Source organism: Pantoea sp. paga, from assembly GCF_007558755.1.
Taxonomy (GTDB): domain Bacteria; phylum Pseudomonadota; class Gammaproteobacteria; order Enterobacterales; family Enterobacteriaceae; genus Pantoea; species Pantoea agglomerans.
Window position 1 is genome coordinate 121,497 of sequence record NZ_VLTF01000006.1, and the last position, 24,306, is coordinate 145,802.

20 protein-coding genes and 1 riboswitch are annotated in these 24,306 nt (G+C 56.6%); of the genes, 6 read left to right on the forward strand and 14 right to left on the reverse strand.

Going from position 1 to position 24,306, the window contains the following annotated elements; all coding sequences use genetic code 11:
- Positions 1–56 precede the first annotated feature (56 nt).
- The 13 genes from murG to ilvI all read right to left on the reverse strand — a co-directional run bounded on the left by murG (position 57) and on the right by ilvI (position 14,969).
- Positions 57–1,115, reverse strand: coding sequence for an undecaprenyldiphospho-muramoylpentapeptide beta-N-acetylglucosaminyltransferase (murG, locus tag FOV68_RS16585; protein WP_064703397.1), 1,059 nt, complete (start codon positions 1,113–1,115; stop codon positions 57–59).
- Complete coding sequence (ftsW, locus tag FOV68_RS16590; protein ID WP_010253879.1) at positions 1,112–2,326, reverse strand: cell division protein FtsW; 1,215 nt, start codon at positions 2,324–2,326, stop codon at positions 1,112–1,114. Before ftsW ends, murG begins: the two co-directional genes overlap by 4 nt.
- Complete coding sequence (gene murD / locus FOV68_RS16595) at positions 2,326–3,642, reverse strand: UDP-N-acetylmuramoyl-L-alanine--D-glutamate ligase (protein ID WP_143991233.1); 1,317 nt, start codon at positions 3,640–3,642, stop codon at positions 2,326–2,328. The genes ftsW and murD overlap by 1 nt, the downstream gene beginning before the upstream one ends.
- Before the next feature lie 2 nt (positions 3,643–3,644).
- Positions 3,645–4,727 (reverse strand): phospho-N-acetylmuramoyl-pentapeptide-transferase, encoded by a 1,083-nt coding sequence (mraY, locus tag FOV68_RS16600; RefSeq protein ID WP_003854755.1) that lies wholly within the window; start codon positions 4,725–4,727, stop codon positions 3,645–3,647.
- Positions 4,721–6,079, reverse strand: a complete 1,359-nt coding sequence (murF, locus tag FOV68_RS16605) for a UDP-N-acetylmuramoyl-tripeptide--D-alanyl-D-alanine ligase (RefSeq protein WP_143991234.1) — start codon at positions 6,077–6,079, stop codon at positions 4,721–4,723. The genes mraY and murF overlap by 7 nt, the downstream gene beginning before the upstream one ends.
- The gene (murE, locus tag FOV68_RS16610) at positions 6,076–7,563 is read right to left on the reverse strand and encodes a UDP-N-acetylmuramoyl-L-alanyl-D-glutamate--2,6-diaminopimelate ligase (protein WP_143991235.1); all 1,488 of its coding nucleotides are present in this window, start codon (positions 7,561–7,563) and stop codon (positions 6,076–6,078) included. The genes murF and murE overlap by 4 nt, the downstream gene beginning before the upstream one ends.
- A complete protein-coding gene (locus tag FOV68_RS16615) occupies positions 7,550–9,316 on the reverse strand; it encodes a peptidoglycan glycosyltransferase FtsI (RefSeq protein WP_010671821.1) in 1,767 nt (588 codons plus the stop codon). The genes murE and FOV68_RS16615 overlap by 14 nt, the downstream gene beginning before the upstream one ends.
- Before the next feature lie 16 nt (positions 9,317–9,332).
- A complete protein-coding gene (gene ftsL / locus FOV68_RS16620) occupies positions 9,333–9,653 on the reverse strand; it encodes a cell division protein FtsL (RefSeq protein WP_003854764.1) in 321 nt (106 codons plus the stop codon).
- Entirely contained in the window at positions 9,650–10,591 is a 942-nt protein-coding gene (rsmH, locus tag FOV68_RS16625) for a 16S rRNA (cytosine(1402)-N(4))-methyltransferase RsmH (RefSeq protein WP_010253859.1), read from the reverse strand. The genes ftsL and rsmH overlap by 4 nt, the downstream gene beginning before the upstream one ends.
- A 2-nt stretch (positions 10,592–10,593) precedes the next feature.
- Positions 10,594–11,052, reverse strand: coding sequence for a division/cell wall cluster transcriptional repressor MraZ (gene mraZ / locus FOV68_RS16630; protein ID WP_009092149.1), 459 nt, complete (start codon positions 11,050–11,052; stop codon positions 10,594–10,596).
- Between the two features lie 494 nt (positions 11,053–11,546).
- Positions 11,547–12,557 carry a catabolite repressor/activator gene (gene cra, locus FOV68_RS16635; RefSeq protein WP_031594409.1) on the reverse strand — a complete coding sequence of 337 codons (1,011 nt, stop codon included), beginning with the start codon at positions 12,555–12,557 and terminating at the stop codon, positions 11,547–11,549.
- A 196-nt stretch (positions 12,558–12,753) separates the two neighbouring features.
- On the reverse strand, positions 12,754–13,245 hold the full coding sequence (gene ilvN, locus FOV68_RS16640) for an acetolactate synthase small subunit (protein WP_003854770.1): 492 nt from the start codon (positions 13,243–13,245) through the stop codon (positions 12,754–12,756).
- Positions 13,246–13,247: 2 nt separating this feature from the next.
- Entirely contained in the window at positions 13,248–14,969 is a 1,722-nt protein-coding gene (gene ilvI / locus FOV68_RS16645) for an acetolactate synthase 3 large subunit (RefSeq protein ID WP_031594410.1), read from the reverse strand.
- A 731-nt stretch (positions 14,970–15,700) separates the two neighbouring features.
- Between ilvI and leuL the strand changes: the two genes are divergently transcribed.
- The 5 genes from leuL to leuD all read left to right on the forward strand — a co-directional run bounded on the left by leuL (position 15,701) and on the right by leuD (position 20,550).
- Entirely contained in the window at positions 15,701–15,784 is an 84-nt protein-coding gene (gene leuL, locus FOV68_RS24595; RefSeq protein WP_099257765.1) for a leu operon leader peptide, read from the forward strand.
- An 89-nt stretch (positions 15,785–15,873) separates the two neighbouring features.
- Entirely contained in the window at positions 15,874–17,436 is a 1,563-nt protein-coding gene (gene leuA, locus FOV68_RS16655; protein WP_143991236.1) for a 2-isopropylmalate synthase, read from the forward strand.
- A gap of 2 nt (positions 17,437–17,438) precedes the next feature.
- On the forward strand, positions 17,439–18,530 hold the full coding sequence (gene leuB, locus FOV68_RS16660) for a 3-isopropylmalate dehydrogenase (RefSeq protein ID WP_039386486.1): 1,092 nt from the start codon (positions 17,439–17,441) through the stop codon (positions 18,528–18,530).
- Positions 18,531–18,534: 4 nt separating this feature from the next.
- Entirely contained in the window at positions 18,535–19,941 is a 1,407-nt protein-coding gene (gene leuC, locus FOV68_RS16665; protein WP_010671818.1) for a 3-isopropylmalate dehydratase large subunit, read from the forward strand.
- A gap of 3 nt (positions 19,942–19,944) precedes the next feature.
- Positions 19,945–20,550, forward strand: coding sequence for a 3-isopropylmalate dehydratase small subunit (gene leuD / locus FOV68_RS16670; protein WP_143991237.1), 606 nt, complete (start codon positions 19,945–19,947; stop codon positions 20,548–20,550).
- A gap of 480 nt (positions 20,551–21,030) precedes the next feature.
- Here the strand turns inward: leuD and FOV68_RS16680 are convergent, their stop codons facing one another.
- A complete protein-coding gene (locus FOV68_RS16680) occupies positions 21,031–22,209 on the reverse strand; it encodes an MFS transporter (RefSeq protein WP_010253833.1) in 1,179 nt (392 codons plus the stop codon).
- Between the two features lie 252 nt (positions 22,210–22,461).
- On the opposite strand from FOV68_RS16680, the gene sgrR reads away from it, so the two are divergent.
- The gene (gene sgrR, locus FOV68_RS16685) at positions 22,462–24,123 is read left to right on the forward strand and encodes an HTH-type transcriptional regulator SgrR (protein ID WP_143991238.1); all 1,662 of its coding nucleotides are present in this window, start codon (positions 22,462–22,464) and stop codon (positions 24,121–24,123) included.
- A 35-nt stretch (positions 24,124–24,158) separates the two neighbouring features.
- Positions 24,159–24,261: riboswitch (TPP riboswitch) on the forward strand.
- Positions 24,262–24,306: the final 45 nt, after the last annotated feature.

Sequence of the window (24,306 nt, forward strand, 5' to 3'; positions counted from 1 at the left end):
TGCTATTTCAGTTTGTACCCAGTCCGGGTACAGGTCAGACGCGCTGACCGGAATGATTACTTTGCGGCGCGAGCCACTTCCTGAGCGACCCGTTCAGTCGCATCGGGGATCGCCACCTGACGGGCCTGCTCAGCCATTGTCAGCAGTGTTGCGCGATCCCAGTGGCGTAGCTGATCCGCTACAGCCTCCGCAGTAAACTGCGGCTGCTCAAAAATTCTGGCGGCTCCCGCTTTCTCCAGCGGCAGCGCGTTCCAGTACTGCTGGCGATCTTTGTGCTGAAATGGCACGAAAATCGCCGGTAAGCCAGCGGCAGCGACTTCGCTCACGGTTAACGCGCCGGAGCGGCACACCACCACATCAGCCCAGGCGTAGGCGGCAGCCATGTCATCAATAAACTCGGTCACCTTGTGCTGCGTCTGCCCGACCTGCTGATAAGCTTTCTCTGTTTCGGGCAACGACCCTTTACCGGTCTGATGCCACAGAGTGATCTCATCACCCACCAGCGCGGCAACCTGCGGCAGCGTCTGGTTCAGTATCCGCGCACCCTGACTGCCACCGATCACCAGCACCCGTATCGGGCCATGACGATCCGCCAGACGCTGCGCGGGTAAAGGCAGTGCCAGTACATCAGTGCGAACCGGATTTCCCACTACATCGGCGGCGGGAAACGCGCCCGGAAACGCCTGCAAGACTTTAGTGGCGATTTTCGCCAGCCATTTGTTAGTCAGCCCGGCAATGCCGTTCTGCTCATGCAGTACCACCGGAATACCGCAGCTCCAGGCCGCTAAGCCGCCAGGACCGGAAACGTAGCCACCCATGCCCAGCACGACATCCGGCTGCCAGGCCTTCATGATGCGACGGGCCTGACGCCATGCATTAAAGATGCGCAGCGGTGACAGCAGCAACGCCTTCATGCCTTTACCACGTAATCCGCTGATGCGGATGAAGTCGATGTCGATGCCGTGCTTTGGCACCAGATCGGCTTCCATACGGTCGGCAGTGCCTAACCAGCGGACCTGCCAGCCCTGTTCCATCAGATGATGGGCGACAGCCAGACCGGGAAAGACATGTCCGCCGGTTCCGCCTGCCATCACCATCAATCGCTTACCGCTCATCGACCACCTCGGGTAAACGCCTGCGCTTTCGCCAGGCGCGTTTCATAATCTATGCGTAATAAAAAGACGATGGCAGTCGACATAATGATCAGACTCGACCCACCGTAACTGATCAGCGGTAAGGTCAGACCTTTGGTCGGTAACATACCGGCTGCTGCACCGACGTTAACCAGCGCCTGGAAGCTGAACCAGACTCCGATTGAACAGGCTAAAAAGCCGGAAAAACGCTGATCCAGTTCCAGAGCACGACGGCCAATCGACATCGCACGAAAAGCGACGAAGAATACCATTAAAAGTGCCATTACCACACCGACGTAGCCGAGTTCTTCCCCGATGATGGCGAAAATAAAGTCGGTATGCGCTTCGGGCAGATATTCCAGCTTTTGCACGGAGTTACCGAGCCCCTGGCCCCAGAATTCCCCGCGACCAAATGCCATCAGTGACTGGGTCAGCTGGTAGCCGCTACCAAAGGGATCTTCCCACGGGTTCCAGAACGAGGTCACACGGCGCATACGGTAGGGTTCTGCAATGATCAGCAGGATCACCGCAAAGATGCCGGAACCGATGATTGCCAGGAACTGCCACAGTTTGGCCCCCGCCAGGAACAGCATCGCCAGGGTCGTCACAAACAGCACAACCACCGTACCGAGATCCGGCTGCGCCAGCAGTAATACGGCCAGCACCACCATCACGCCCATCGGCTTACAGAAGCCCCAGAAGTTGTTACGCACCTCTTCCACTTTGCGCACCAGATAACTGGCGAGATAGCAGAACAGAGAGAGCTTCGACAGCTCTGCAGGCTGAATACGCAGCGGACCCAGCGCGATCCAGCGCGATGCACCGTTAACCGAGCTACCGACTACCAGAACAATCAGCAACATCGCGACCGTGACCATCAGCATCACGTTGCTGTAGCGCTGCCAGAAATCCATCGGCACCCGCAGCGTGACCAGCGCCATACATACAGCCAGAACGATGTAGAAGGCATCGCGCTTGGCGAAATAAAAAAGATCGTCATTCAGACGCTGACCCACCGGCATTGAAGCCGACGTCACCATCACGAAACCAATCACCGCCAGGCCCAGCGTCAGCCATAGCAGTGTGCGGTCATAGAGCACCAGCGAAGAGTCATCACTTTCGCGTGCGCCCATGACCCAGTCTTTCAGGCGTCCTGAGAAATATCCCGCCAGTCCGGCGCCAGGAATACGCATCAGCTCAGCTCCTTCGCCAGTTGCGCGAACTGCTCACCGCGCTGCTCAAAGTTACGGAACTGGTCAAGGCTGGCGCAGGCTGGCGACAGCAGAATCATATCGCCTGCTTTAACCTGCGGCGCAATCTGCTCCATCGCCTGGCGCATGGTTTCAGTGCGCACGGCGATTTCCGGACGCAGCGCCGCCAGCGCATCGCCATCGCGACCAAAGCAGTAAAGGCGCACATTGTCGCCCTGCAGCCAGGGGATCAGCGGCGTAAAATCGGCCGACTTGCCATCACCGCCCATCAGCAGCCACAGCGTTCCCTTCACCTGCAGGCCATTCAGCGCTGCTTCGGTGCTGCCGACGTTGGTGGCTTTGGAGTCATTGATCCAGCGCACGCCCTGATGCTCATGAACCAGCTGGAAGCGATGCGCCAGACCGTTAAAGTGCGTTAAGGCGGCCAGACTGGAGGCACGTGGCAGACCCACCGCATCGGCCAGCGCCAGCGCAGCCAGCGCATTGGTGTAGTTGTGCTGTCCCACCATCTTCATTTCGGCCGTGTTCAGGACTTTCTCGCCTTTCACCCGCAGCCAGATACTGCCCTGCTGCTTATTAAGGTGGTAGTCCCCGAAATCGACACCAAAGCTGACGCAGCGGGTGTCCGCGCCGCGTACCGGCATCGTCAGGGCATCATCGGCGTTAACGATGCAGACCTGTGCATTCTCATAAACCCGCAGCTTAGCGGCGCGATACTGCTGCATACCCAGCGGATAGCGATCCATATGATCTTCGCTGACGTTAAGTATGGTTGCCGCCGCGGCTTTCAGACTGTGCGTGGTCTCCAGCTGGAAACTGGAGAGTTCCAGTACATAGAGTTGCGCCGGTGACTGCAGCAGGCTCAGCGCGGGCAGACCAATATTGCCACCGACGCCCACCTGCCAGCCTGCGGCTTTCGCCATTTCACCCACCAGCGTCGTGACCGTGCTTTTACCGTTGGAGCCGGTGATCGCCACGATCGGCGCCTGCGCCTCGCGGCAAAAGAGCTCAATGTCACCGACAATTTCGATGCCGGCTTCGACGGCTTCGCTGAGAATCGGATGCGCCAGCGCGACGCCAGGGCTGGCAACAATCAGATCGGCCGCCAGCAGCCATTCACCGTTGATACCGCCCAGATGGCGTTCAACCTGCCCGGGCAATTTATCCAGCCCCGGCGGCGAGACACGGGTGTCCATCACGCGAGGCGTCACGCCCTGCGCTAAAAAGAAATCAACACAGGAGAGCCCGGTTAGGCCCAGCCCGATGATGACGACTTTTCTACCCCGATAGTCAGCCATGATTAACGCACCTTCAGCGTGGCCAGGCCAATCAGCACCAGCATTAGCGAAATAATCCAGAAGCGCACAATGACGCGCGGTTCCGGCCAGCCCTTAAGTTCATAGTGGTGATGGATCGGCGCCATGCGGAAAATACGCTGGCCGCGCAACTTAAACGATCCCACCTGCAGGATGACCGACAGCGTTTCAACCACAAACACGCCGCCCATAATCACCAGTAAAAATTCCTGACGCAGCAACACCGCAATGGTGCCCAGCGCGCCGCCCAGCGCCAGCGAACCCACGTCGCCCATAAAGACCTGAGCCGGATAGGTGTTGAACCACAGGAAGCCCAGCCCTGCCCCGACGATGGCGGTACAGACAATCACCAGCTCACCGGCGTGACGCAGATAGGGAATGTGCAGATATTCAGCAAACTTCACGTTACCGGTGGCCCAGGCAACCAGCGCAAAGCCCGCGGCGACAAAGACGGTTGGCATAATTGCCAGCCCATCCAGGCCATCGGTCAGATTGACCGCATTACCCGTTCCGACAATCACAAAGTAGGCCAGCAGCACATAAAACAGACCTAGCTGCGGCATGATGTCTTTGAAAAAGGGCACGACCAGTTGGGTCGCGGGGGTATCTTTGCCCGCCGCATAGAGCCCGAACGCAACGCCCAGCGAAATCACCGACATCCAGAAATATTTCCAGCGGGCGATCAGGCCTTTGGTGTCTTTGCGCACCACTTTGCGGTAGTCATCGACAAAGCCGATGATGCCAAAGCCGATTAACACGAACAGCACGCACCAGACATAGGGATTCGACGGATATGCCCACATCAGCACCGAAATGGTGATGGAGGTGAGAATCATGATGCCGCCCATGGTCGGCGTGCCGCGCTTACTGAAATGCGATTCCGGGCCATCGTTACGGACGACCTGGCCAATCTGTAATTTTTGCAGCCAGGCGATCAGGCGCGGCCCCATCCAGAGAGAGATGAATAACGCGGTCAGCAGGCTGACAATGGCGCGAAACGTCAGATAGGAAAAGACGTTAAATCCCGAATAAAAAGCGACCAGATGCTCGGCCAGCCAAACTAACATGTTCCTTTCTCCTTTAAGTTCTGTACTACCTGCTCCATGGCGGCACTACGTGAACCTTTTATCAGGACGGTAATTTCTGAGTGTTCGGACAACAATTGACGCAAACGTTCAGTCAGCGCCGTCTTATCGCTGAAATGTTCGCCAACTTCACTGCTTTCACTGATGAAATGGCTGAATTTTCCGGTGCTCAGCACGCGATCAATGCCTGCGTCACGTGCCGCCTGGCCGACTTCGCGGTGACAATTTTCTGTCTCTTCACCCAGTTCCGCCATATCCCCCGTGACCAGCACACGGTAACCCGGCATTTCTGACAGGACCTGAACGGCCGCAGTCATCGAACCGACGTTAGCGTTGTAGCTGTCATCCAGCAGAAGCTGATGCGCAGAGAGGCGAACCGGGAACAAGCGACCTGGCACCGACTGCAGTTTTTTCAGCCCCTGCTGAACGGCGCTAAGCGGTGCATCCACTGACAGGGCCAGTGCCGCCGCCGCCAGGGCGTTGGCGATGTTATGCCGACCCGGCAATGGCAGCACGATCTCAGCTTCGCCACGCGGTGTTTTCATCACAAAATGGGTGCCGTCCTGAGCAATGCGGATATCACGGGCGGAGAATTCACACTCTGCCGCCTGCGGTGAGAAACGCCACACGGTTTTATCCTGCAGCGTGCTCTGCCAGTTGGGCCAGTCATTGCTCTCTGCGTTCAGAATCGCAATGCCGTGAGCCGGTAAGCCCTGGAAGATCTCGCCCTTGGCCTTAGCGACACCGGCCAGCGAACCAAAGCCTTCCAGATGCGCCGCGGCCAGGTTATTCACCAGCGCGCTTTCCGGTTGAACCAGATCGGTGGTGTAAGCGATTTCGCCCTGATGATTGGCGCCGAGCTCGATAACCGCATACTGATGTTCTGCAGTCAGCCGCAGCAGCGTCATCGGTACGCCATAATCGTTGTTGAGATTACCTGCGGTGTAGAGCGTCTCGCCGCACTGACGCAGAATCGCCGCCGTCATCTCTTTAACCGAGGTTTTGCCGGAGGAGCCGGTCAGCGCCACTACACGGGCGGTCGACTGCTGACGCACCCATGCGCCCAGCCTGCCAAAGGCGAGCCGGGTATCTTCAACCACCACCTGTGGCACAGCGACAGGTAAATGCTTACTGACCAGCAGCGCCTGCGCGCCATTCGCAATGGCATCGCCGGCGAAGTCGTGCGCATCAAAGCGTTCGCCCACCAGCGCAACAAACAGGCTGCCCGCCGTCACTTTGCGGGTATCGGTGGTCACGTCACTCAGCGTTAAATCGCTGCCGTGCAGCGTGCCGCCGGCGATTTCCGCCAGGGTTTTTAATGAAACCGGAATCATGCAACGCCTCCCAGCAGTGCCGCAACGGTGGCACGATCGGAGTAGTCGAGACGGCGGTTGCCAATGATCTGATAATCTTCGTGGCCTTTGCCAGCCACCAGCACGATATCGTCGGGCTGCGCCTGCATAACGGCGTTAGTAACCGCCTGTGCACGACCAGAGACCACGCGGGCGCGGCCTGGGTCCAGCAGACCGGTCAGAATATCTTTTACAATCGCCTGCGGATCTTCGCTGCGCGGATTGTCATCCGTAATCACCACCACATCCGCATATTGCTCAGCAATCGCGCCCATTAACGGGCGTTTGCCTTTGTCACGGTCGCCGCCGCAGCCAAACAGGCACCACAGTTTTCCTTTGCAGTGCAGACGTGCCGCTTCCAGCGCTTTTTCCAGCGCATCCGGGGTGTGGGCATAATCCACGACGACCGTCGGTTTTCCTGCGGCGCTGAACACTTCCATACGGCCGTTGACCGGCTGCAACTGCGGTGCAACGCTGATTAGCGCCGCCAGCGGATAATCCAGTGACAGCAGCGTTGCCAGTGCCAGCATCAGATTGCTGACGTTGAAGGCACCCATCAGCGGACTGTCGATTTCGCCGTTGCCCCAGCTGGAGCTGAAACGAATATGTGCGCCGTTATCGTGGTAATCCACCGCATCGGCTTTAAGCCAGCGCCCGTGACAGCCCGGCTGGAGGTTATCCTCCATGGTGACCGCAACGGCATCAGGTAAGCGTGCCAGCCAGCGACGGCCGACTTCGTCATCCGCATTAAGAATCGCCTGCCCGACCTGATGCTCAGAAAAGAGCAGCCATTTAGCTGACTCATAGCTCTGCATATCACCGTGGTAATCGAGGTGATCGCGACTGAGATTGGTGAAGACCGCCGCGGCAAACGGCAGCGCAGCGACGCGATGCTGAACCAGTCCGTGTGACGAGATTTCCATTGCGGTCAGGGTCGCCCCTTTTTCAACCAGATCGTGCAGCAGATGCTGAACATCAACCGCTGAACCCGTGGTATTTTCTGCCGCCGCTAAGTGACCTACCAGCCCATTGCCGACGGTGCCCATCACCGCGCTGGTCTCACCCAGTAGCGTCGCCCACTGCGCCAGCAACTGGGTGGTGGTAGTTTTACCGTTGGTGCCGGTGACGCCAATCAGCTTCTGTTTTTCGCCTGGCTGCTGATAAAAACGGCCTGCCAGGGCCGAAAGGCGCTGATGCAGCTGCGCCAGATAGATAACCGGTACGCCGTGCATTTCACGGATTTCGCAGTCGGACGCGTCACCCTCAGCTTCCGCCACCACAGCGGCAACGCCCTGCGCAATTGCCTGCGGAATGAAACGGCGTCCATCAACCTGATGGCCTGCAACAGCGACAAACAGATCGCCAGAAGCCGCAATGCGGCTATCCAGGGTCATGTCACGCAGTGGGCGCGCCGGCGCGCCTGGCACCCAGGGGCCGAGTAAATCGCGCAGGTTACGATCTGTCACTTGATTCCTCACTTCTGTTAGTCACCAGCTCATTCTTGTCATTGGTCGGTAACGCGTCCGGCTCGATGTTCATGGTACGCAGTACGCCACCCATGATGGCACCAAATACCGGTGCAGAGACCGCACCGCCGTAATACTTGCCGGCCTGGGGATCGTTGATCACCACCACCAGCGCGAATCGTGGATGACTGGCAGGCGCGACGCCTGCGGTGTAGGCAATGTATTTATTAACGTAGCGTCCGTCCGGCCCGACCTTTTTCGCCGTACCGGTTTTTATCGCAATGCGATAACCCTTGATTGCCGCTTTGACGCCCCCGCCACCGGGCAGCGCCACGCTTTCCATCATGTGCATCACGGTTTTCACCAGTGACTCATCGAAAACGCGTTGTCCCGCGACGGGCGGATCCACTTTGGTGATCGACAGCGGGCGATTAATGCCATAGCTGCCAATCGTTGCGTAGACTCGCGCTAACTGTAACGGCGTTACCATTAGCCCGTAGCCGAAAGAGAAGGTGGCCCTCTCTATGTCAGACCACCGTTGTTTTTTAGGGTATAAGCCACTGCTTTCCCCGACCAGCCCCAAATTGGTCGGTTTGCCCAGTCCAAAGCGCGCGTAAGTTTCTACCAGCGCTGAGGAAGGCATCGCTAACGCCAGACGTGAAACACCGACGTTACTCGACTTCTGTAAAACCCCTGTCAGGGTCAATTCGTTGTAGCGCGCCACATCTTTGATCTCATGACCATTGACGCGGTACGGCACGGTATTCAGGACGCTATTCTCTCTCACCACACCACGCTGCAGCGCCGTCATCACCACCATCGGCTTCACGGTAGAGCCCGGTTCGAAAATGTCGGTAATGGCGCGGTTACGCATCAGATCTTTTGGCGTATTGCCGAGATTGTTCGGGTTGTAAGCCGGGCTGTTGGCCATCGCCAGCACTTCACCGGTATTGACATCCACCAGCACCGCCGTACCCGATTCCGCTTTGTTAAAGGCGACGGCATTATTCAGTTCACGATAAACCAGCGCCTGTAACCGCTCATCAATGCTCAGCGTCAGGTTATGAGCGGCCCGGCTGTCCACCGAAGAGATATCCTCGATGACCCGACCGTACCGATCTTTACGCACCGTCCGCTCGCCGGGTGCACCGGTCAGCCACTTATCAAAGCTCTTCTCGATGCCTTCAATGCCCTGCCCGTCGATGTTGGTAAAGCCAATCAGATGGGAGGTGACCTGCCCGGCAGGGTAGTAACGGCGTGACTCTTCGCGCAGATGAATACCGGGGAGTTTGAGTTTTTTGACGTAGTCGCCGATGGCCGGATTGACCTGGCGCGCCAGATAGACAAAGCGGCCTTTGGGATTGGCATTCACGCGGGCGGCCAGCTGATCAAGGGGAATAGAGAGCGCATCGGAAAGCGCCTTCCAGCGGCTGTCCAGCGTCACTCCGCCACCGGCGTGCAGCTCTTTGGGATCGGCCCAGATAGCGTTGACCGGCACGCTGACTGCCAGCGGGCGTCCGGCGCGATCACTGATCATGCCGCGTGAGGTGGGCACCGCCTGAACACGCAGCGAGCGCAGATCGCCCTCTTTTACCAGCTTGCCAGGATTGATCACCTGCAGCCAGGCCACACGTGATAGCAATCCACCCAGCGCCAGTAAAATACAGCCGCACAGCAACGCAAAACGCCAGCTTACAAAGCTGGCTTTATCTTCCGGTTTCTTCAATTTCAGCGTTCTGCCTGTGCCGCTCATTCGCTATCTGAGGTCCTTATTTCTGCACCACGATATTTTCTTGTGAAGGATCAACGTGCTGCAACTGCAGCTTCTCGGTGGCGATGCGTTCAACACGGCTGTGATCGCCCAGTGCATTCTCTTCCAGGATCAGGTTGCGCCACTCAATATCGAGTGCGTCACGCTCCAGCACCAGCTGTTCGCGCTGCGCGGTTAACAGTCGTGTTTTATGGGTGGTGGTCACCACCAGCACGGCAGAAACCACCACAGCGATCAGCAACAGCACCGGAATCTTGCCCTTTCGCAGCAGATCCCCGCCGATAACGGCAGGCAGACTGTGACGCTCATTACCGATCATGCGTCGGTTTTCTCCGCGATACGTAATACCGAGCTGCGCGCGCGTGGGTTCTCAGAGACTTCAGCGTCACCCGGCGACATTTTGCCGAGCAACTTCAGTTCACGCCCACCCAGGGCACGCAGCTGATGTTCAGTCATAGGAATCCCAGGCGGCACCTGCGGCCCGCGACTCTGATCGCGCATAAAGCGCTTCACCAGCCGATCTTCCAGTGAATGGAAGCTGATAACAGAGAGGCGGCCCTGCGGAGCCAGCACTTCAACAGCGCCTTTCAGAGCAATATCGATCTCTTCCAGTTCGCTGTTAATCCAGATACGAATCGCCTGGAAGCTGCGCGTAGCCGGATGCTTAAACTTATCTTTTACCGGCATGGCGATTGAGATCACCTCAGCCAGTTCCCGGGTCCGGGTCATCGGCTGTTCGCGATTACGCTCGACAATGGCCCGGGCGATGCGTTTGGCGAATCGCTCTTCGCCGTAGGTCTTCAGGACAAAAGCGATATCCGCCTCTTCTGCGTGCAGCAACCATTCTGCGGCAGAGTGCCCGCGCGACGGGTCCATTCGCATATCCAGCGGTCCATCACGCATAAAGGAGAAGCCACGTTCGGCGTCATCCAGCTGCGGTGATGAAACCCCCAGGTCCAGCAAAATGCCGTCAATCTTTCCGACCAGATCCCGTTCAGAGACATACTCTGCCAGCGCGGAAAAAGGGCCATGAATAATTGAAAAACGCGGGTCGGTGATCTCTGCTGCAGCGGCGATAGCTTGCGGATCACGATCGATGGCGATCAGCTTTCCCTTCTCTCCCAGCTGCGAAAGAATCAGGCGTGAATGGCCACCACGACCAAAAGTGCCGTCGATGTAAATACCGTCTTCCCTGATATTGAGGCCGTTAACCGCCTCATCCAACAGCACGGTGGTATGTTTGAAATTTTCCTGCATAGCTATAGCGACAAGTCCTGCAACCGCTCAGATAAAGGCTCCTGAGCCGACTGTTCTGCGTCAATATCGTCCCTGACTTGTTGATACCAGGTCTGTTCATCCCACAGCTCAAATTTATTGAACTGTCCAACCAGCATCACTTCTTTGGTTAATTTTGCGTGCTGTCGAAGCGTATTCGCCAGCAGCAGGCGGCCTGCATTATCCATCTGACATTCACTGGCATGCCCCAGCAGCAAACGCTGCACGCGGCGCTCAAGTGGATTCATACTGGAAAGGCGTGCCAGCTTTTTTTCAATGATTTCCCATTCGGGCAGGGTATAAAGCAACAGGCATGGCTGGTGGAGGTCGATGGTACAGACCATCTGCCCCTGAGACTCCCCAATCAGCAAATCGCGATATCGCGTGGGTACGGCGAGCCGCCCTTTGCTGTCGAGATTGACTAACGTTGCTCCGCGGAACATGCCAGTCTCTTCTCCTCATCACCCATTTACGCCACTTTATCCCACTTTTTACCACGAAACGAGTTTAAGGATCCCATGAAATCCTTGTCAAGCCGGAGCGGCAGGTGAATATCACTATTTACAGAGTGAAGAATTAATCTCAGGCGACGATATAAACGAATAAAAGGGGGAAGTAAAAAATAAGCCGATGAATACCTGAATAAAAAAAACTGCCCGGGAAAAAACGACTAAAAATGAAACAATGTAAAGGGCTAAATATTAATCGTGGTTTCTGAGACAGCGGCGGCATTTTAGGGGATTTCCGAAAGGAAGCCCAGCGGCTTCAGGCCAGACGGGAAAGTAAGTTTGTTGAAGTTGTAAGCAGATAATAAAAATAACCCTTTCTGCTTTGTTAGATTTGATGAGCAGAATTTACGCTTTTTTACGTCGACCTGTTTATTTAATCAGTTAAATCGTTAAATAAAATGGGCGGGCAGCGTAATACTGCCCGTGACTCATTTAACTTTTCGGCTTAATTGTCCGCGACGGTATAAATTACGGCGAATGCGGGTTAAGCCAGGTTTTGGTTTTCTGGGTTCATCCAGCGAGGCTAAAACTAATTCCAGCACGCGCTCTGCCACGTCGCGATGACGCTGACCTACCGCCAGCACCGGACACTCAAGAAAGTCCAGTAATTCGTGGTCGCCAAAGGTGGCGATGGCCAGCTCGGTCGGAAGCCGTCCGTCTCGTTTCAGCGTCACATCCATCACACCCTGCAACAGACCAAATGAGGTGGTAAAAAGCGCCTCCGGCATCGGGTGATCTTCAAGGTATTGTTCAAACAGTGCCGCGGCGGCTGTGCGTTCGAAGCTATTGCAGTAGATGTAGTCAATCGGCCGGGGATCGTCTTTCCATGCATCGCGGAACCCCTGCTCGCGCAGGAAACTCACTGACAGCTCGGGTAACGCACCGAGGAACAGCACATTTTTGACCTCAAGCTGACGCAGTTCAGCCGCCAGCATGTGGGCATCATCCTGATCGGCACCCACTACGCTGGTGAAATGTTCACGATCCAGGGCGCGATCTAACGCAATAATCGGCAGGGGATCGTTGATCCAGCGCTGATAAAAGGGATGCTCTGGCGGTAACGAGGTGGAGACGATGATCGCATCGACCTGGCGCTGTAACAGATGCTCAATGCAGCGCATCTCATTATCGGGCTGATCTTCAGAACAGGCGATCAGCAGTTGATAGCCGCGCTGACGGGCCTGCCGCTCAAGGTAGTTCGCAATACGGGTATAACTGGTATTTTCCAGATCGGGGATCACTAACCCAATTGAGCGCGTACGCCCGGCGCGCAGCCCGGCAGCCACCGCATTGGGGTGATAATTATGCTCACGTACCACCGCCATGACTTTCTCAACGGTTTTGTCGCTGACACGATACTGCCGCGCTTTGCCGTTGATCACATAACTGGCCGTGGTGCGCGACACGCCTGCCAAACGCGCAATTTCATCCAGTTTCACGATAACCCCACCATCAAATCCGCTTTTACGGCAGAAATAGCCGCAGTTAAGCTATGGATAACTCATGGCTATCATCTAACAGCAGAAAAGTGCGCGGAGCAACCGCTTTTCTGAATGTAACTCGCCTGGCGCATAAAAAATAAAAAAACCCGGCATTTCGCCGGGTTAGGTGAGGATTGATGATGACGCAGCGTGATTAACGCATGATGCGATCGCCGCGTGAAACGCCGACGATACCGGAGCGTGCCACTTCAACAATTTCGGCAACATCGCGGACGGTACTCAGGAAGGCATCCAGTTTATCACTGGTGCCGGCTAGCTGAACCGTGTACAGCGTCGGCGTCACGTCGATGATCTGACCGCGGAAGATCTCGGCGTTACGCTTCACCTCTTCGCGGCCATAACCGCTCGCCTGAATCTTCACCAGCATGATTTCGCGCTCAACATAGGCGCCCTGCCCCAGCTCGGTGACGCGGAGCACATCCACCAGCTTGTGCAGCTGCTTTTCAATCTGCTCCAGCACCTTCTGATCGCCCACCGTCTGAATGGTCATCCGCGACAGCGTAGGATCATCCGTTGGTGCCACGGTCAGGCTCTCAATGTTATAGCCGCGCTGCGAGAACAGGCCGACGACACGGGATAATGCGCCGGATTCGTTCTCCAGCAGAACTGATAAAATACGACGCATAATTATGTCCTCTCCGTTTTGCTCAACCACATTTCATCCATGCTGCCACCGCGAATCTGCATCGGGTAAACATGCTCGCTACCGTCAACGGTGACATCTACGAATACCAGACGTCCCTTCGCCAGGGTTTCCAGCGCCAGCGTCAGCTTCTCTTCCAGCTCAGCCGGATGCTCAATCGCGATCCCGACGTGGCCGTAGGCTTCCGCCAGACGCACGAAGTCAGGCAGCGACTCCATGTAAGACTGTGAGTGACGGCCGGAGTAGATCATATCCTGCCACTGTTTCACCATACCCAGCACCCGGTTATTCAGGTTCAGCACCAGCACCGGCAGATCGTACTGCAGCGCGGTGGAAAGCTCCTGAATGTTCATCTGGATACTGCCATCGCCGGTAACGCAGATGACTGTTTCATCCGGCAGCGCCATCTTCACGCCCAGCGCAGCAGGCAGGCCAAAGCCCATGGTGCCCAGACCGCCGGAGTTGATCCAGCGACGCGGTTTGTCGAAGGGATAATAGAGCGCAGCAAACATCTGGTGCTGGCCCACATCCGAGGTCACATATGCATCGCCTTTGGTCAGACGGCTGATGGTTTCAATCACCGCCTGCGGCTTGATTTTGTCGCTGGTGCGATCAAATTCCAGGCAGTGACGACTGCGCCAGCCCTCAATCTCCTGCCACCAGTCGTGCAGGCTCTCAGCGCGCTGGCTTTCGCTTTGCGCCAGTAACTCCAGCATCTGCTGCAGCACCTGCTTCGCATCACCCACAATCGGAATATCCGCCGCCACCGTCTTGGAGATAGAGGTCGGGTCGATATCAATATGCATCACCGTGGCGTTGGGACAATATTTTGCCAGGTTGTTGGTGGTGCGGTCATCAAAGCGAACACCAATACCAAAAATCAGGTCGGTATTGTGCATCGTCATGTTGGCTTCGTACGTGCCGTGCATACCGAGCATGCCAACGCACTGACGATGAGTACCAGGAAACGCGCCCAGGCCCATCAGCGAGGTCGTCACCGGAATATTCAGGCTTTCGGCCAGCTTTAACAGTTCTGCTTCGCAGCCTGCGGTAATGGCACCACCACCGGCGTAGATCACCGGCTTCTTCGCGGCCAGCAATGTGGTCAGCGCACGCTTAATCTGACCTTTATGGCCCTGAATAGTCGGATTGTAGGAGCGCATGCTCACCGTATCCGGCCAGTGATAAGGCAACTTGTTGGCCGGATTCAGAATATCTTTTGGCAGATCGATTACCACCGGCCCCGGACGTCCGGTGGAAGCCAGCCAGAACGCCTTTTTCAACACGGTTGGGATCTCTTCGGTACTTTTCACCAGGAAGCTGTGCTTCACTACCGGACGAGAGATGCCGACCATGTCGCACTCCTGAAAGGCGTCATAGCCAATCAGCGACGAGGGAACCTGACCCGAGAGGATCACCAGCGGAATCGAGTCCATATAGGCGGTGGCGATACCGGTAATCGCATTGGTTGCGCCGGGTCCGGAGGTGACCAGCACCACGCCGACTTCACCGGTGGCGCGCGCCAGGCCGTCAGCCATGTGCACCGCACCCTGCTCATGACGCACCAGAATGTGATCGATACCCCCGACGGTTTGCAGCGCATCATAGATATCCAACACTGCGCCACCCGGATAACCGAATACCTGCTTAACGCCCTGATCGATTAACGAACGGACGACCATTTCGGCTCCTGACAACATCTCCATCTTCTGCCTCCAGGCTTGAGGACCCGGCTCTGTTAATACGCCCGTTAACGCGTACCACATTGCCCTGGTGCCTGCTTTGCCAATCAAAATCTTATGTTTATGCATGACAGCGGAAACAACTGCCGCTGTCCGGTTACAGAGAAATCTGTTGAGTTTATTTTTCTGAGAGTAGGTCGATTACCATAACCGCAGTTAACCGGGCAGGCAAACCGCAAACCCACGTAAATTAAAAGGCAGGGGCGTAAAGGCTCTGCCCGATAAGAATTGGCTGCGCGGATTAAACTAATTACGCGGCAGAACCGCAGAGGAAAATGCTGATTAAGAAATTATTTTCAGCGTGATCTAAGAAATAACGAAAACTTATTACCCGGCTGCCCTGGCCCACAATCGCCTGACACTTTTCTTTTCTGGCGTAATTAACCATTAAATCGTTGAAGCGCATTCGATTATGCTAAAGAGCAGGTGATATATCCTGTATCCTCGCGAGACATATTTCAGATAAAGTCGTTTATTTTCAATATAATAAAATCAAACTCCCGCAAAATCAGTGCTCATACCCGGGTTGTTCACTTCCGCAGCCACTACGGCGCTGTTCATTACGCTGCCTGACCGTTAAATAACAGAATATCTTCCTCTGGCACCACTAAGAATACCCCTGCATTGAAGGTTGACATCCCTGAGTGATTCCAGTACCAATATGTACAGCACAACATTTTATAAGGTTTGAATCCATGTTTCGTTCTGTTCGCCTTCTCGGTCTACTACTAAACGCACTCAGCTTGCGCGGTAGACTTGTGGGCGGAATCAAACACTGATTCAAACCTGCTGAAAGTTAAAAACCCGCGCCTGTCGCGGGTTTTTTTATGCTCGTTGCCAGGCCAGAAAAAGCATAAGGATGATTACGATGAGCCAGCAAGTCATTATTTTCGATACCACTCTGCGCGACGGTGAGCAGGCATTACAGGCCAGCCTGAGTGTGAAAGAAAAATTGCAGATTGCTTTAGCGCTTGAGCGCATGGGCGTGGATGTGATGGAGGTCGGTTTCCCGGTCTCCTCACCGGGCGACTTTGAGTCTGTGCAGACCATTGCACGCACCATTAAAAACAGTCGGGTTTGCGGTCTGGCACGCTGTGTGGAAAAAGATATTGATGCGGCGTACGAATCACTGCGCGTTGCTGAAGCCTTCCGTATTCATACCTTTATCGCCACCTCGCCGATGCACATCGCCACCAAACTGCGCAGCACGCTGCCGGAAGTGATTGAGCGTGCGGTGCATATGGTGAAGCGTGCGCGTAACTACACCAGCGACATTGAGTTCTCCTGCGAAGATGGCGGCCGCACCCCGATTGATGACCTGTGCCGGATGGTGGAAGCCACGATTAACGCCGGTGCCACCACCATTAACATCCCGGATACCGTTGGCTACACCCTGCCAGGCGAGTATGCCCACATAATCAGTGAGCTGATGAATCGCGTTCCTAACATCGACAAAGCGATTATCTCTGTTCACACCCACGATGACCTGGGTATGGCAACGGGCAACGCCCTGGCTGCCGTACAGGCGGGTGCGCGTCAGGTTGAAGGAACGATGAATGGCCTGGGTGAACGTGCCGGTAACTGTGCACTGGAAGAGGTGATCATGGCGATTAAAACCCGCCAGCAGATCATGAACGTGCATACCAATATCAATCATCAGGAAATCTACCGCACCAGCCAGATGGTCAGCCAGATCTGCAATATGCCGATCCCGGCGAACAAGGCCGTGGTCGGCTCTAACGCCTTCGCTCACTCCTCGGGTATTCATCAGGATGGCGTGCTGAAGAACCGCGAGAACTATGAAATCCTGACGCCGGAATCGATCGGCTTACACAAAATCCAGCTGAACCTGACCTCACGTTCTGGCCGCGCGGCGGTAAAACATCGCATGGAAGAGATGGGCTATGCCGAGCAGGATTATAATCTGGATACGCTGTATGACGCCTTCCTGAAGCTGGCCGACAAAAAAGGTCAGGTTTTCGATTACGACCTGGAAGCGCTGGCCTTCATCAACAAGCAGAATGAAGAGCCGGAACATTTCCAGCTGCACGAATTTAACGTCCAGACCGGTTCCAGCATCACCGCCACCGCCTCTGTCAATCTGGGCTGCGGCGATGTCGCTAAATCGGATGCAGCCACCGGTAATGGCCCGGTTGACGCGGTCTACCAGGCGATTAACCGTATCACCCAGTTCGACGCTGAGCTGGTTAACTACAAGCTGACCGCGAAAGGCCACGGCGAGAATGCGCTGGGTCAGGTCGATATCGTCGTGAGCTACAACGGCCGCAAGTTCCACGGCATTGGTCTGGCGACCGATATTGTGGAGTCCTCCGCCAAAGCGATGGTCAATGCTCTGAACAATATCTGGCGTGCCCGTCAGGTTGAACAAGAATTGCAGCGCAAATTTAAAGATCAGAAGGAAACCGTATAACCATGTCCAGCTCATCTCATATCGCAGTTTTACCCGGTGATGGTATCGGCCCGGAAGTGATGGCGCAGGCTATGAAAGTGCTGGATGCCATTCGTCAGCGCTTTGATATGCAGATCACCACCCAGGAGTATGCGGTCGGCGGCGTTGCTATCGATCAGCATGGTGAACCCCTGCCACCCGCAACGGTTGCAGGCTGCGAGCAGGCCGACGCGATTCTGTTTGGTTCCGTTGGCGGCCCGAAATGGGAGCACTTACCGCCGGCATCGCAACCGGAGCGCGGTGCGCTGCTGCCGCTGCGCAAACATTTTAAGCTGTTCAGTAACCTGCGTCCGGCTGCACTCTACAGCGGACTGGAGGCGTTTTGCCCGCTGCGCGCCGACATTGCTGCCAAAGGCTTCGACATTCTGTGCGTGCGTGAACTGACCGGCGGTATCTATTTTGGTCAGCCGAAAGGACGTGAAGGCAGCGGTCCGGAAGAGCGTGCATTTGATACCGAGGTTTATCACCGTTTCGAAATTGAGCGTATTGCCCGCATCGCGTTTGAATCGGCGCGCAAACGCCGTAACAAAGTCACCTCGGTTGATAAAGCCAACGTGCTGCAGACCTCCGTGATGTGGCGTGAAATCGTCAACGAAGTGGCCAAAGAGTATCCGGACGTGCAGCTGAGCCACATCTATATCGACAACGCCACCATGCAGTTGATCAAGGACCCGTCGCAGTTTGACGTGCTGCTCTGCTCCAACCTGTTCGGCGATATTCTCTCTGATGAGTGCGCCATGATTACAGGCTCGATGGGGATGCTGCCTTCCGCCAGCCTGAATGAAGCGGGCTTTGGCCTGTTCGAACCCGCGGGTGGCTCGGCGCCGGATATCGCCGGTCAGAATATTGCCAACCCGGTCGCCCAGATCCTGTCGCTGTCGCTGCTGCTGCGTTACAGCCTGAATGCTGATGAGGCTGCCGACAGTATCGAACGCGCCATCAGCCGTGCGCTGGAACAGGGCTACCGCACCAAAGATTTAGCCGGTGATGGCCCAGCGGTCAGCACAGATGAGATGGGCAGCATCATTGCTCGCTTTATCGCCGAGGAAAAATAAAAAAATGAAAACCTTATACCAGAAGTTATTTGATGCACATGTCGTCCACGAAACGCCAGAAGAGACGCCGTTACTCTACATTGATCGCCATCTGATCCATGAGGTGACCTCGCCCCAGGCCTTTGATGGTCTGCGCGCGCACGGACGTAAAGTCCGTCAGCCGGGCAAAACCTTTGCCACTATGGATCACAACGTTTCTACGCAGACCAAAGATATCAATGCATCGGGCGAGATGGCGCGTATTCAGATGCAGGAGCTGATGAAGAACTGCGCTGAGTTTGGCGTACAGCTGTATGACCTGAATCATCCGTTCCAGGGCATCGTCCACGTTATCGGTCCTGAGCAGGGCATGACGCTGCCGGGTATGACGATTGTGTGCGGCGACTCGCACACCGCGACTCACGGTGCGTTTGGCTCGCTGGCCTTTGGTATCGGCACCTCTGAAGTTGAACATGTGTTTGCGACGCAGACCCTGAAACAGGGTCGCGCAAAAACCATGAAGATTGAAGTGCTGGGCCAGGCGTCAACCGGCATTACGGCTAAAGATATCGTGCTGGCGATCATCGGCAAAACCGGCAGCGCAGGCGGAACCGGCTATGTGGTCGAATTCTGCGGTCCGGCGATTCAGGCGCTGAGCATGGAAGGTCGTATGACCCTGTGCAACATGGCGATTGAGATGGGTGCGAAAGCGGGCCTGGTGGCACCGGATGAAACCACCTTCAACTATCTGAAAGGTCGTCAGTTCTCGCCGCAGGGTGAGAAATGGGAGCAGGCCGTTGATTACTGGCGCACCCTGAAGTCTGACGAAGGCGCGAAATATGATGCGGTGGTAACGCTGCATGCTGAAGAGATTGCTCCGCAGGTCACCTGGGGCACCAATCCGGGTCAGGTTATTGCCGTTGATCAGGTGATCCCGAATCCGGCCTCGTTCGCCGATCCGGTTGAGCGCGCCTCAGCCGAAAAAGCCCTGGCCTACATGAACCTGCAGCCAGGCATCAAACTGACCGATGTGGCGATTGATAAAGTGTTTATCGGCTCCTGCACCAACTCACGCATCGAAGATCTGCGTGCCGCCGCCGCCATCGCCAAAGGCCGCAAAGTCGCACCTGGCGTGGTCGCCATGGTGGTACCGGGTTCCGGCCCGGTGAAAGCGCAGGCCGAAGCGGAAGGTCTGGACAAAATCTTCCTGGAAGCGGGCTTTGAATGGCGTCTGCCAGGCTGCTCTATGTGTCTGGCGATGAACAATGACCGCCTGAATCCGGGTGAGCGTTGCGCGTCAACCAGCAACCGTAACTTTGAAGGCCGTCAGGGCCGTGGTGGACGTACACACCTGGTCAGCCCGGCGATGGCCGCGGCGGCTGCCGTAACCGGCCACTTTGCCGACATCCGTGAACTGACGACAGGAGCTTAAGTCATGGCGAATAAATTTACTCAGCACACCGGCATTGTTGCGCCGCTGGATGCCGCGAACGTCGATACGGACGCGATCATTCCCAAGCAGTTTTTGCAGAAGGTTACGCGCACCGGTTTTGGACAGCATCTTTTCCACGACTGGCGTTTTGAAGATGACGCCGGCACCGTGCCAACGCCCGGCTTTGTGCTGAACAAGCCTGAGTTCAAAGGCACCAGCATCCTGCTGGCGCGTGAAAATTTTGGCTGCGGCTCTTCACGTGAGCATGCGCCCTGGGCACTGACCGATTTTGGTTTTCACGTGGTGATTGCGCCGAGCTTCGCGGATATCTTTTATGGCAACAGCTTCAATAACCAGCTGCTGCCGGTGAAGTTAAGCGAAGAGGAAGTGGATGAGCTGTTCAGACTGGTTGCGGACCAGCCCGGCATCAGCTTCACGGTAGACCTGGAAGCGCAGACGGTCACCGCTGGCGATAAAGTCTATTCGTTCGAGCTCAACAGCTTCCGCCGCCACTGCATGATTAACGGCCTCGACAGCATCGGTCTGACGCTGCAGCACGAAGCGTCGATTTCGCAGTATGAGCAGAATCAGCCCGCCTTCCTGCGCTGATTGAGTGAAAGCAGGGCGACATCAGGTCGTAATGCTGATCAGTTAAGATTAGATTGGTAAAGGCTGTCACGGTCAAACGTGGCAGCCTTTTTTCCGGGCGAGCGAGCCGCAGTGCGGGCCAGCGCACCTCTGCTGCTGCCGGGCCGTCCTCGCGCCGCTCACGCGGTACCTTCGGCTTTGAGCCTCCACTCTCGTGCCCTTTCTGACAACATGCACTCAAGCTTCAGAGCAGGCCGGTGCCGGGCAGGGGCAGGCAATCCGCAGCGCTGAACAGAATGAGTCTACCAGGAGAGCCCGCAGGACGCGGGCGAAAGGCGGGGCGGCACAGGATGTGCCATCCCCGGCGGTCCGTCAGCCAGAGGAATGACGTGAAGGAACCGCGCAGCGGCGCGAGGACCGCCAGCCCCTGCCCGGCACCAGACTGCGTTATCACCTGTCGCTTAACTGACTGGCATTACGACATCGGGTCGCCCTTCTTCTTTATACGTCGCGCACCCGTGCCGACATCACCAGCGCCACAATCGCCAGCCCGAATGCCAGCCAGTAAACCGCCTCGTGTCCCAGCCGCTCACTGAGCGTGCCCTGAATGACACCAGCCAGAATCATGCCGGTCGAGATCGAGTTGGTGAACATGGTGGTCGCTGCACCAGGCCGTCCTGGCATCAGATCCTGAAACCACAGCATCCCTATGCCAGCAATAATCCCGACAAACACCGCGTTAAACAGCTGCAACACCATCAGCGACGTGCGGGAATTGAACAGCACCAGCCCCAGATAAAACAGTACGCCAGCCGCCACCGCGATCAGCATTAACCGGCGCTTGCCGATACGCCGTGCGTAATGTCCGGCCAGCAGCATCACCGGGATCTCCAGCCCCGCCGCCGTCCCCATCAGCAGACCGGCCAGCTTCTCAGGCAGCCCCAGCGTGGTGCTGATATAGAGCGGCATATCGATGATATACATAGTGTTGCAGGTCCACATCGCGACTGAGGCGAGGAACAGCAAACGCACATCGCGATCGCGCCAGCCACTTAACGGCAGCCCACCGCTTTGCATCAGGGGCTGCGAACGTGGCACCGACGGCACGGTGAACCAGACCAGCAGGATACAGATCAGAAACAGCGCGGCGGCCACCATAAATAGCGTCACAAAGCCGTAGTTCAGCGCCAGCGCGAAGGAGAGCGGCGGCCCAATCACCCACGCCAGCGACAGCTGCGCACGCATCACCGAACTGAACATCACCGCTTCACGCGCCGACTGATCGGCATATTCCCGCGCCAGCGCAAACAGCTGAGGCATCGAGACGCTGGCCAGCGCCGACAGCAGCACGCCCAGCGTCAGCAAGGTCAGATAGTGGCGGGTAAAGGCAAACAGCAGCGCATTGACCAGCGCCATCAGGCAGCAGAAGAGAATGATATGACGACGATCGCCGACGCTGTCAGAGCGCTTTGCCACCAGCATGCTCACCACGATACCGGCCACCGCATTGATGGTGAAAAACAGTCCGACCCAGAAGGGCCGCGCCTGCACCTCGCGCGTCAAAAACAGGCTGAGCGTCGGCGCCTGCAGCGCGCCCGCAATGCCCAGCATGAACGAAGCGACCATAAATGCGAGGTAAACCGGATTGATGCGGCGCTGCCGCGTTAACAGCGATTTCATACCGAAATCCCTTACAGAACAAACAGAGGGGAAAAGAAGGGTAGACGATACCGCGCAATATGAAAAAAGCCAGCAGAGATCATCTGCTGGCGGTGTAAATGCACCCTACTCAGAAAAGCACTCCGCTGAACAGCGAAGTCAGGGTCGAACGCCATTCAGTGCTGAATGCCTCCCGCTCTTCCCATAACGCAAAGTTTGCTCTTAAAATAGGGCAAGAAAAACAGAGCGCTTTTGACCAGGAGTTCCTCTTTTATGTCCTCATCACGTCTGAAGCAGCAGTTCATTCGCCTGTGGCAGAGCTGTCAGGGGCAAACGCAGGAGATTACCCTTAGCGAACTGGCTGACCTGCTGCACTGCTCGCGCCGCCATATGCGCAATCTGCTCAACCGGATGCAGGCCGCGGGCTGGCTGATCTGGCAGGCGGAAGCCGGGCGCGGCAAGCGTTCACAGCTTACCTTCTGCTATACCGGACTGGCTTTGCAGCAGCAGCGTGCCGAGGATTTGCTGGAGCAGGATCGCATCGATCAGCTGGTCCAGCTGGTGGGCGATAAAAATCAGGTGCGACAGATGATCGCCGCGCACCTGGGGCGCAGTTTCCGTCAGGGCAAGCATATCCTGCGGGTGCTCTACTATCGTCCGCTGCTCAATCTGCTGCCCGGTTCGCCGCTGCGGCGCTCCGAAACCCACATTGCGCGACAGATTTTCAACGGTCTGACGCGGATAAATGAGGAAAACGGGGAAATCGAGCCCGATATTGCGCACCACTGGCAGCAGACTTCCCCGCTTCACTGGCGCTTTTTTCTGCGTCCGGCGATTCGCTTCCATCACGGCAGAGAACTGGAGATGGAGGATGTGCTGGCCACGCTCGAGCGTCAGCGCCCCCATCCGCTCTTTTCCCATATCGAGCAGATCGACTCGCCCGCGCCCTGGACGCTGGATATCCGCTTAAGCCAGCCCGATGAAGGGTTGCCCTGGCTGCTGGGCAGCGTCAGTGCGATGATCCTGCCGCGCGAATGGCCGACGCTGCACGATTTTGCCCGCCAGCCGGTTGGCACCGGTCCTTACCGGGTGATCCGCAATCAGGAGAGTCAGCTGAAGATCGAGGCGTTTGATGACTATTTTGGTTTTCGCGCCCTGATTGATGATGTCTCTATCTGGGTATTGCCCGACATCAGCGATGAGCTGGTCTATGCCGGTGTCCGCCTGCAGGGCGACGGAGCCGATGAGATTCAGGAGGAGAGCCGTCTTGAAGAGGGCTGCTACTATTTGCTGTTCGACCAGCGTTCAGAGCAGGGACGCAACGAGGCGGTCCGGCGCTGGGTCAGCTACCTGTTTAATCCTATCGCCCTGCTCAATCACGCCGGTGTCGGCTACCAGCGCTACTGGTTTCCGGCGTATGGCCTGCTGCCGCGCTGGCATCACCGGCGCGACCTTACGCCAGTGGAAAAGCCGGCCGGCTTAACCCACCTGACGCTGACCTGGTACAGCCAGCACGTTGAACATGAAGGCATCGCTAACGCGCTGCGTCCGCTGCTGGCAGAGCATGGCGTCACGCTGGAAACCCGCGAAATCAGCTACGAAAGCTGGTACCAGGGCGAAGCAGAAAGTGACATCTGGCTTGGCAGCGTGAACTTTACCCTGCCGCTGAATTACTCTCTGTTTGCGCAGCTTTATGAGATCCCGTTGCTGCATCACTGTCTGCCGATCGACTGGCACAGCGATGCGGCTCGCTGGCGCGAGAAAACGCTGCCGCTGGCTGAATGGAGTAAACAGTTAGTCGAAGAAGCGGGTCTTCATCCGCTGTTTCACCACTGGCTGCTGCTTGAAGGTCAGCGCAGCATGCGCGGCGTTCGGATGAATACGCTGGGCTGGTTTGATTTTAAATCCGCCTGGTTCGCGCCACCCGCGCTGTGAGGCTTTCGCCCCGGCGCTGAAATGACTAGAATGTGACGTTCTCAACGGGGTGCCGCCTGCCACCAGCAAGCAGCTGAGAGATACCCGTCGAACCTGATTCGGTTAATACCGACGTAGGGATTTGGGAGGCCTCTGTGCTCAGATCCTTTGCGACTCATCCCCTATTCTCCTGAAGGAGCGCAA

Excerpts from the sequence above, each read along its gene's own strand:
- murG (WP_064703397.1), bottom strand. The coding sequence starts at position 1,115 with ATGAGCGGTAAGCGATTGATGGTGATGGCAGGCGGAACCGGCGGACAT.
- ftsW (WP_010253879.1), bottom strand. The coding sequence starts at position 2,326 with ATGCGTATTCCTGGCGCCGGACTGGCGGGATATTTCTCAGGACGCCTG.
- murD (WP_143991233.1), bottom strand. The coding sequence starts at position 3,642 with ATGGCTGACTATCGGGGTAGAAAAGTCGTCATCATCGGGCTGGGCCTA.
- mraY (WP_003854755.1), bottom strand. The coding sequence starts at position 4,727 with ATGTTAGTTTGGCTGGCCGAGCATCTGGTCGCTTTTTATTCGGGATTT.
- murF (WP_143991234.1), bottom strand. The coding sequence starts at position 6,079 with ATGATTCCGGTTTCATTAAAAACCCTGGCGGAAATCGCCGGCGGCACG.
- FOV68_RS16615 (WP_010671821.1), bottom strand. The coding sequence starts at position 9,316 with ATGAGCGGCACAGGCAGAACGCTGAAATTGAAGAAACCGGAAGATAAA.
- ftsL (WP_003854764.1), bottom strand. The coding sequence starts at position 9,653 with ATGATCGGTAATGAGCGTCACAGTCTGCCTGCCGTTATCGGCGGGGAT.
- rsmH (WP_010253859.1), bottom strand. The coding sequence starts at position 10,591 with ATGCAGGAAAATTTCAAACATACCACCGTGCTGTTGGATGAGGCGGTT.
- mraZ (WP_009092149.1), bottom strand. The coding sequence starts at position 11,052 with ATGTTCCGCGGAGCAACGTTAGTCAATCTCGACAGCAAAGGGCGGCTC.
- ilvN (WP_003854770.1), bottom strand. The coding sequence starts at position 13,245 with ATGCGTCGTATTTTATCAGTTCTGCTGGAGAACGAATCCGGCGCATTA.
- ilvI (WP_031594410.1), bottom strand. The coding sequence starts at position 14,969 with ATGGAGATGTTGTCAGGAGCCGAAATGGTCGTCCGTTCGTTAATCGAT.
- leuL (WP_099257765.1), top strand. The coding sequence starts at position 15,701 with ATGTTTCGTTCTGTTCGCCTTCTCGGTCTACTACTAAACGCACTCAGC.
- leuA (WP_143991236.1), top strand. The coding sequence starts at position 15,874 with ATGAGCCAGCAAGTCATTATTTTCGATACCACTCTGCGCGACGGTGAG.
- leuB (WP_039386486.1), top strand. The coding sequence starts at position 17,439 with ATGTCCAGCTCATCTCATATCGCAGTTTTACCCGGTGATGGTATCGGC.
- leuC (WP_010671818.1), top strand. The coding sequence starts at position 18,535 with ATGAAAACCTTATACCAGAAGTTATTTGATGCACATGTCGTCCACGAA.
- leuD (WP_143991237.1), top strand. The coding sequence starts at position 19,945 with ATGGCGAATAAATTTACTCAGCACACCGGCATTGTTGCGCCGCTGGAT.
- FOV68_RS16680 (WP_010253833.1), bottom strand. The coding sequence starts at position 22,209 with ATGAAATCGCTGTTAACGCGGCAGCGCCGCATCAATCCGGTTTACCTC.
- sgrR (WP_143991238.1), top strand. The coding sequence starts at position 22,462 with ATGTCCTCATCACGTCTGAAGCAGCAGTTCATTCGCCTGTGGCAGAGC.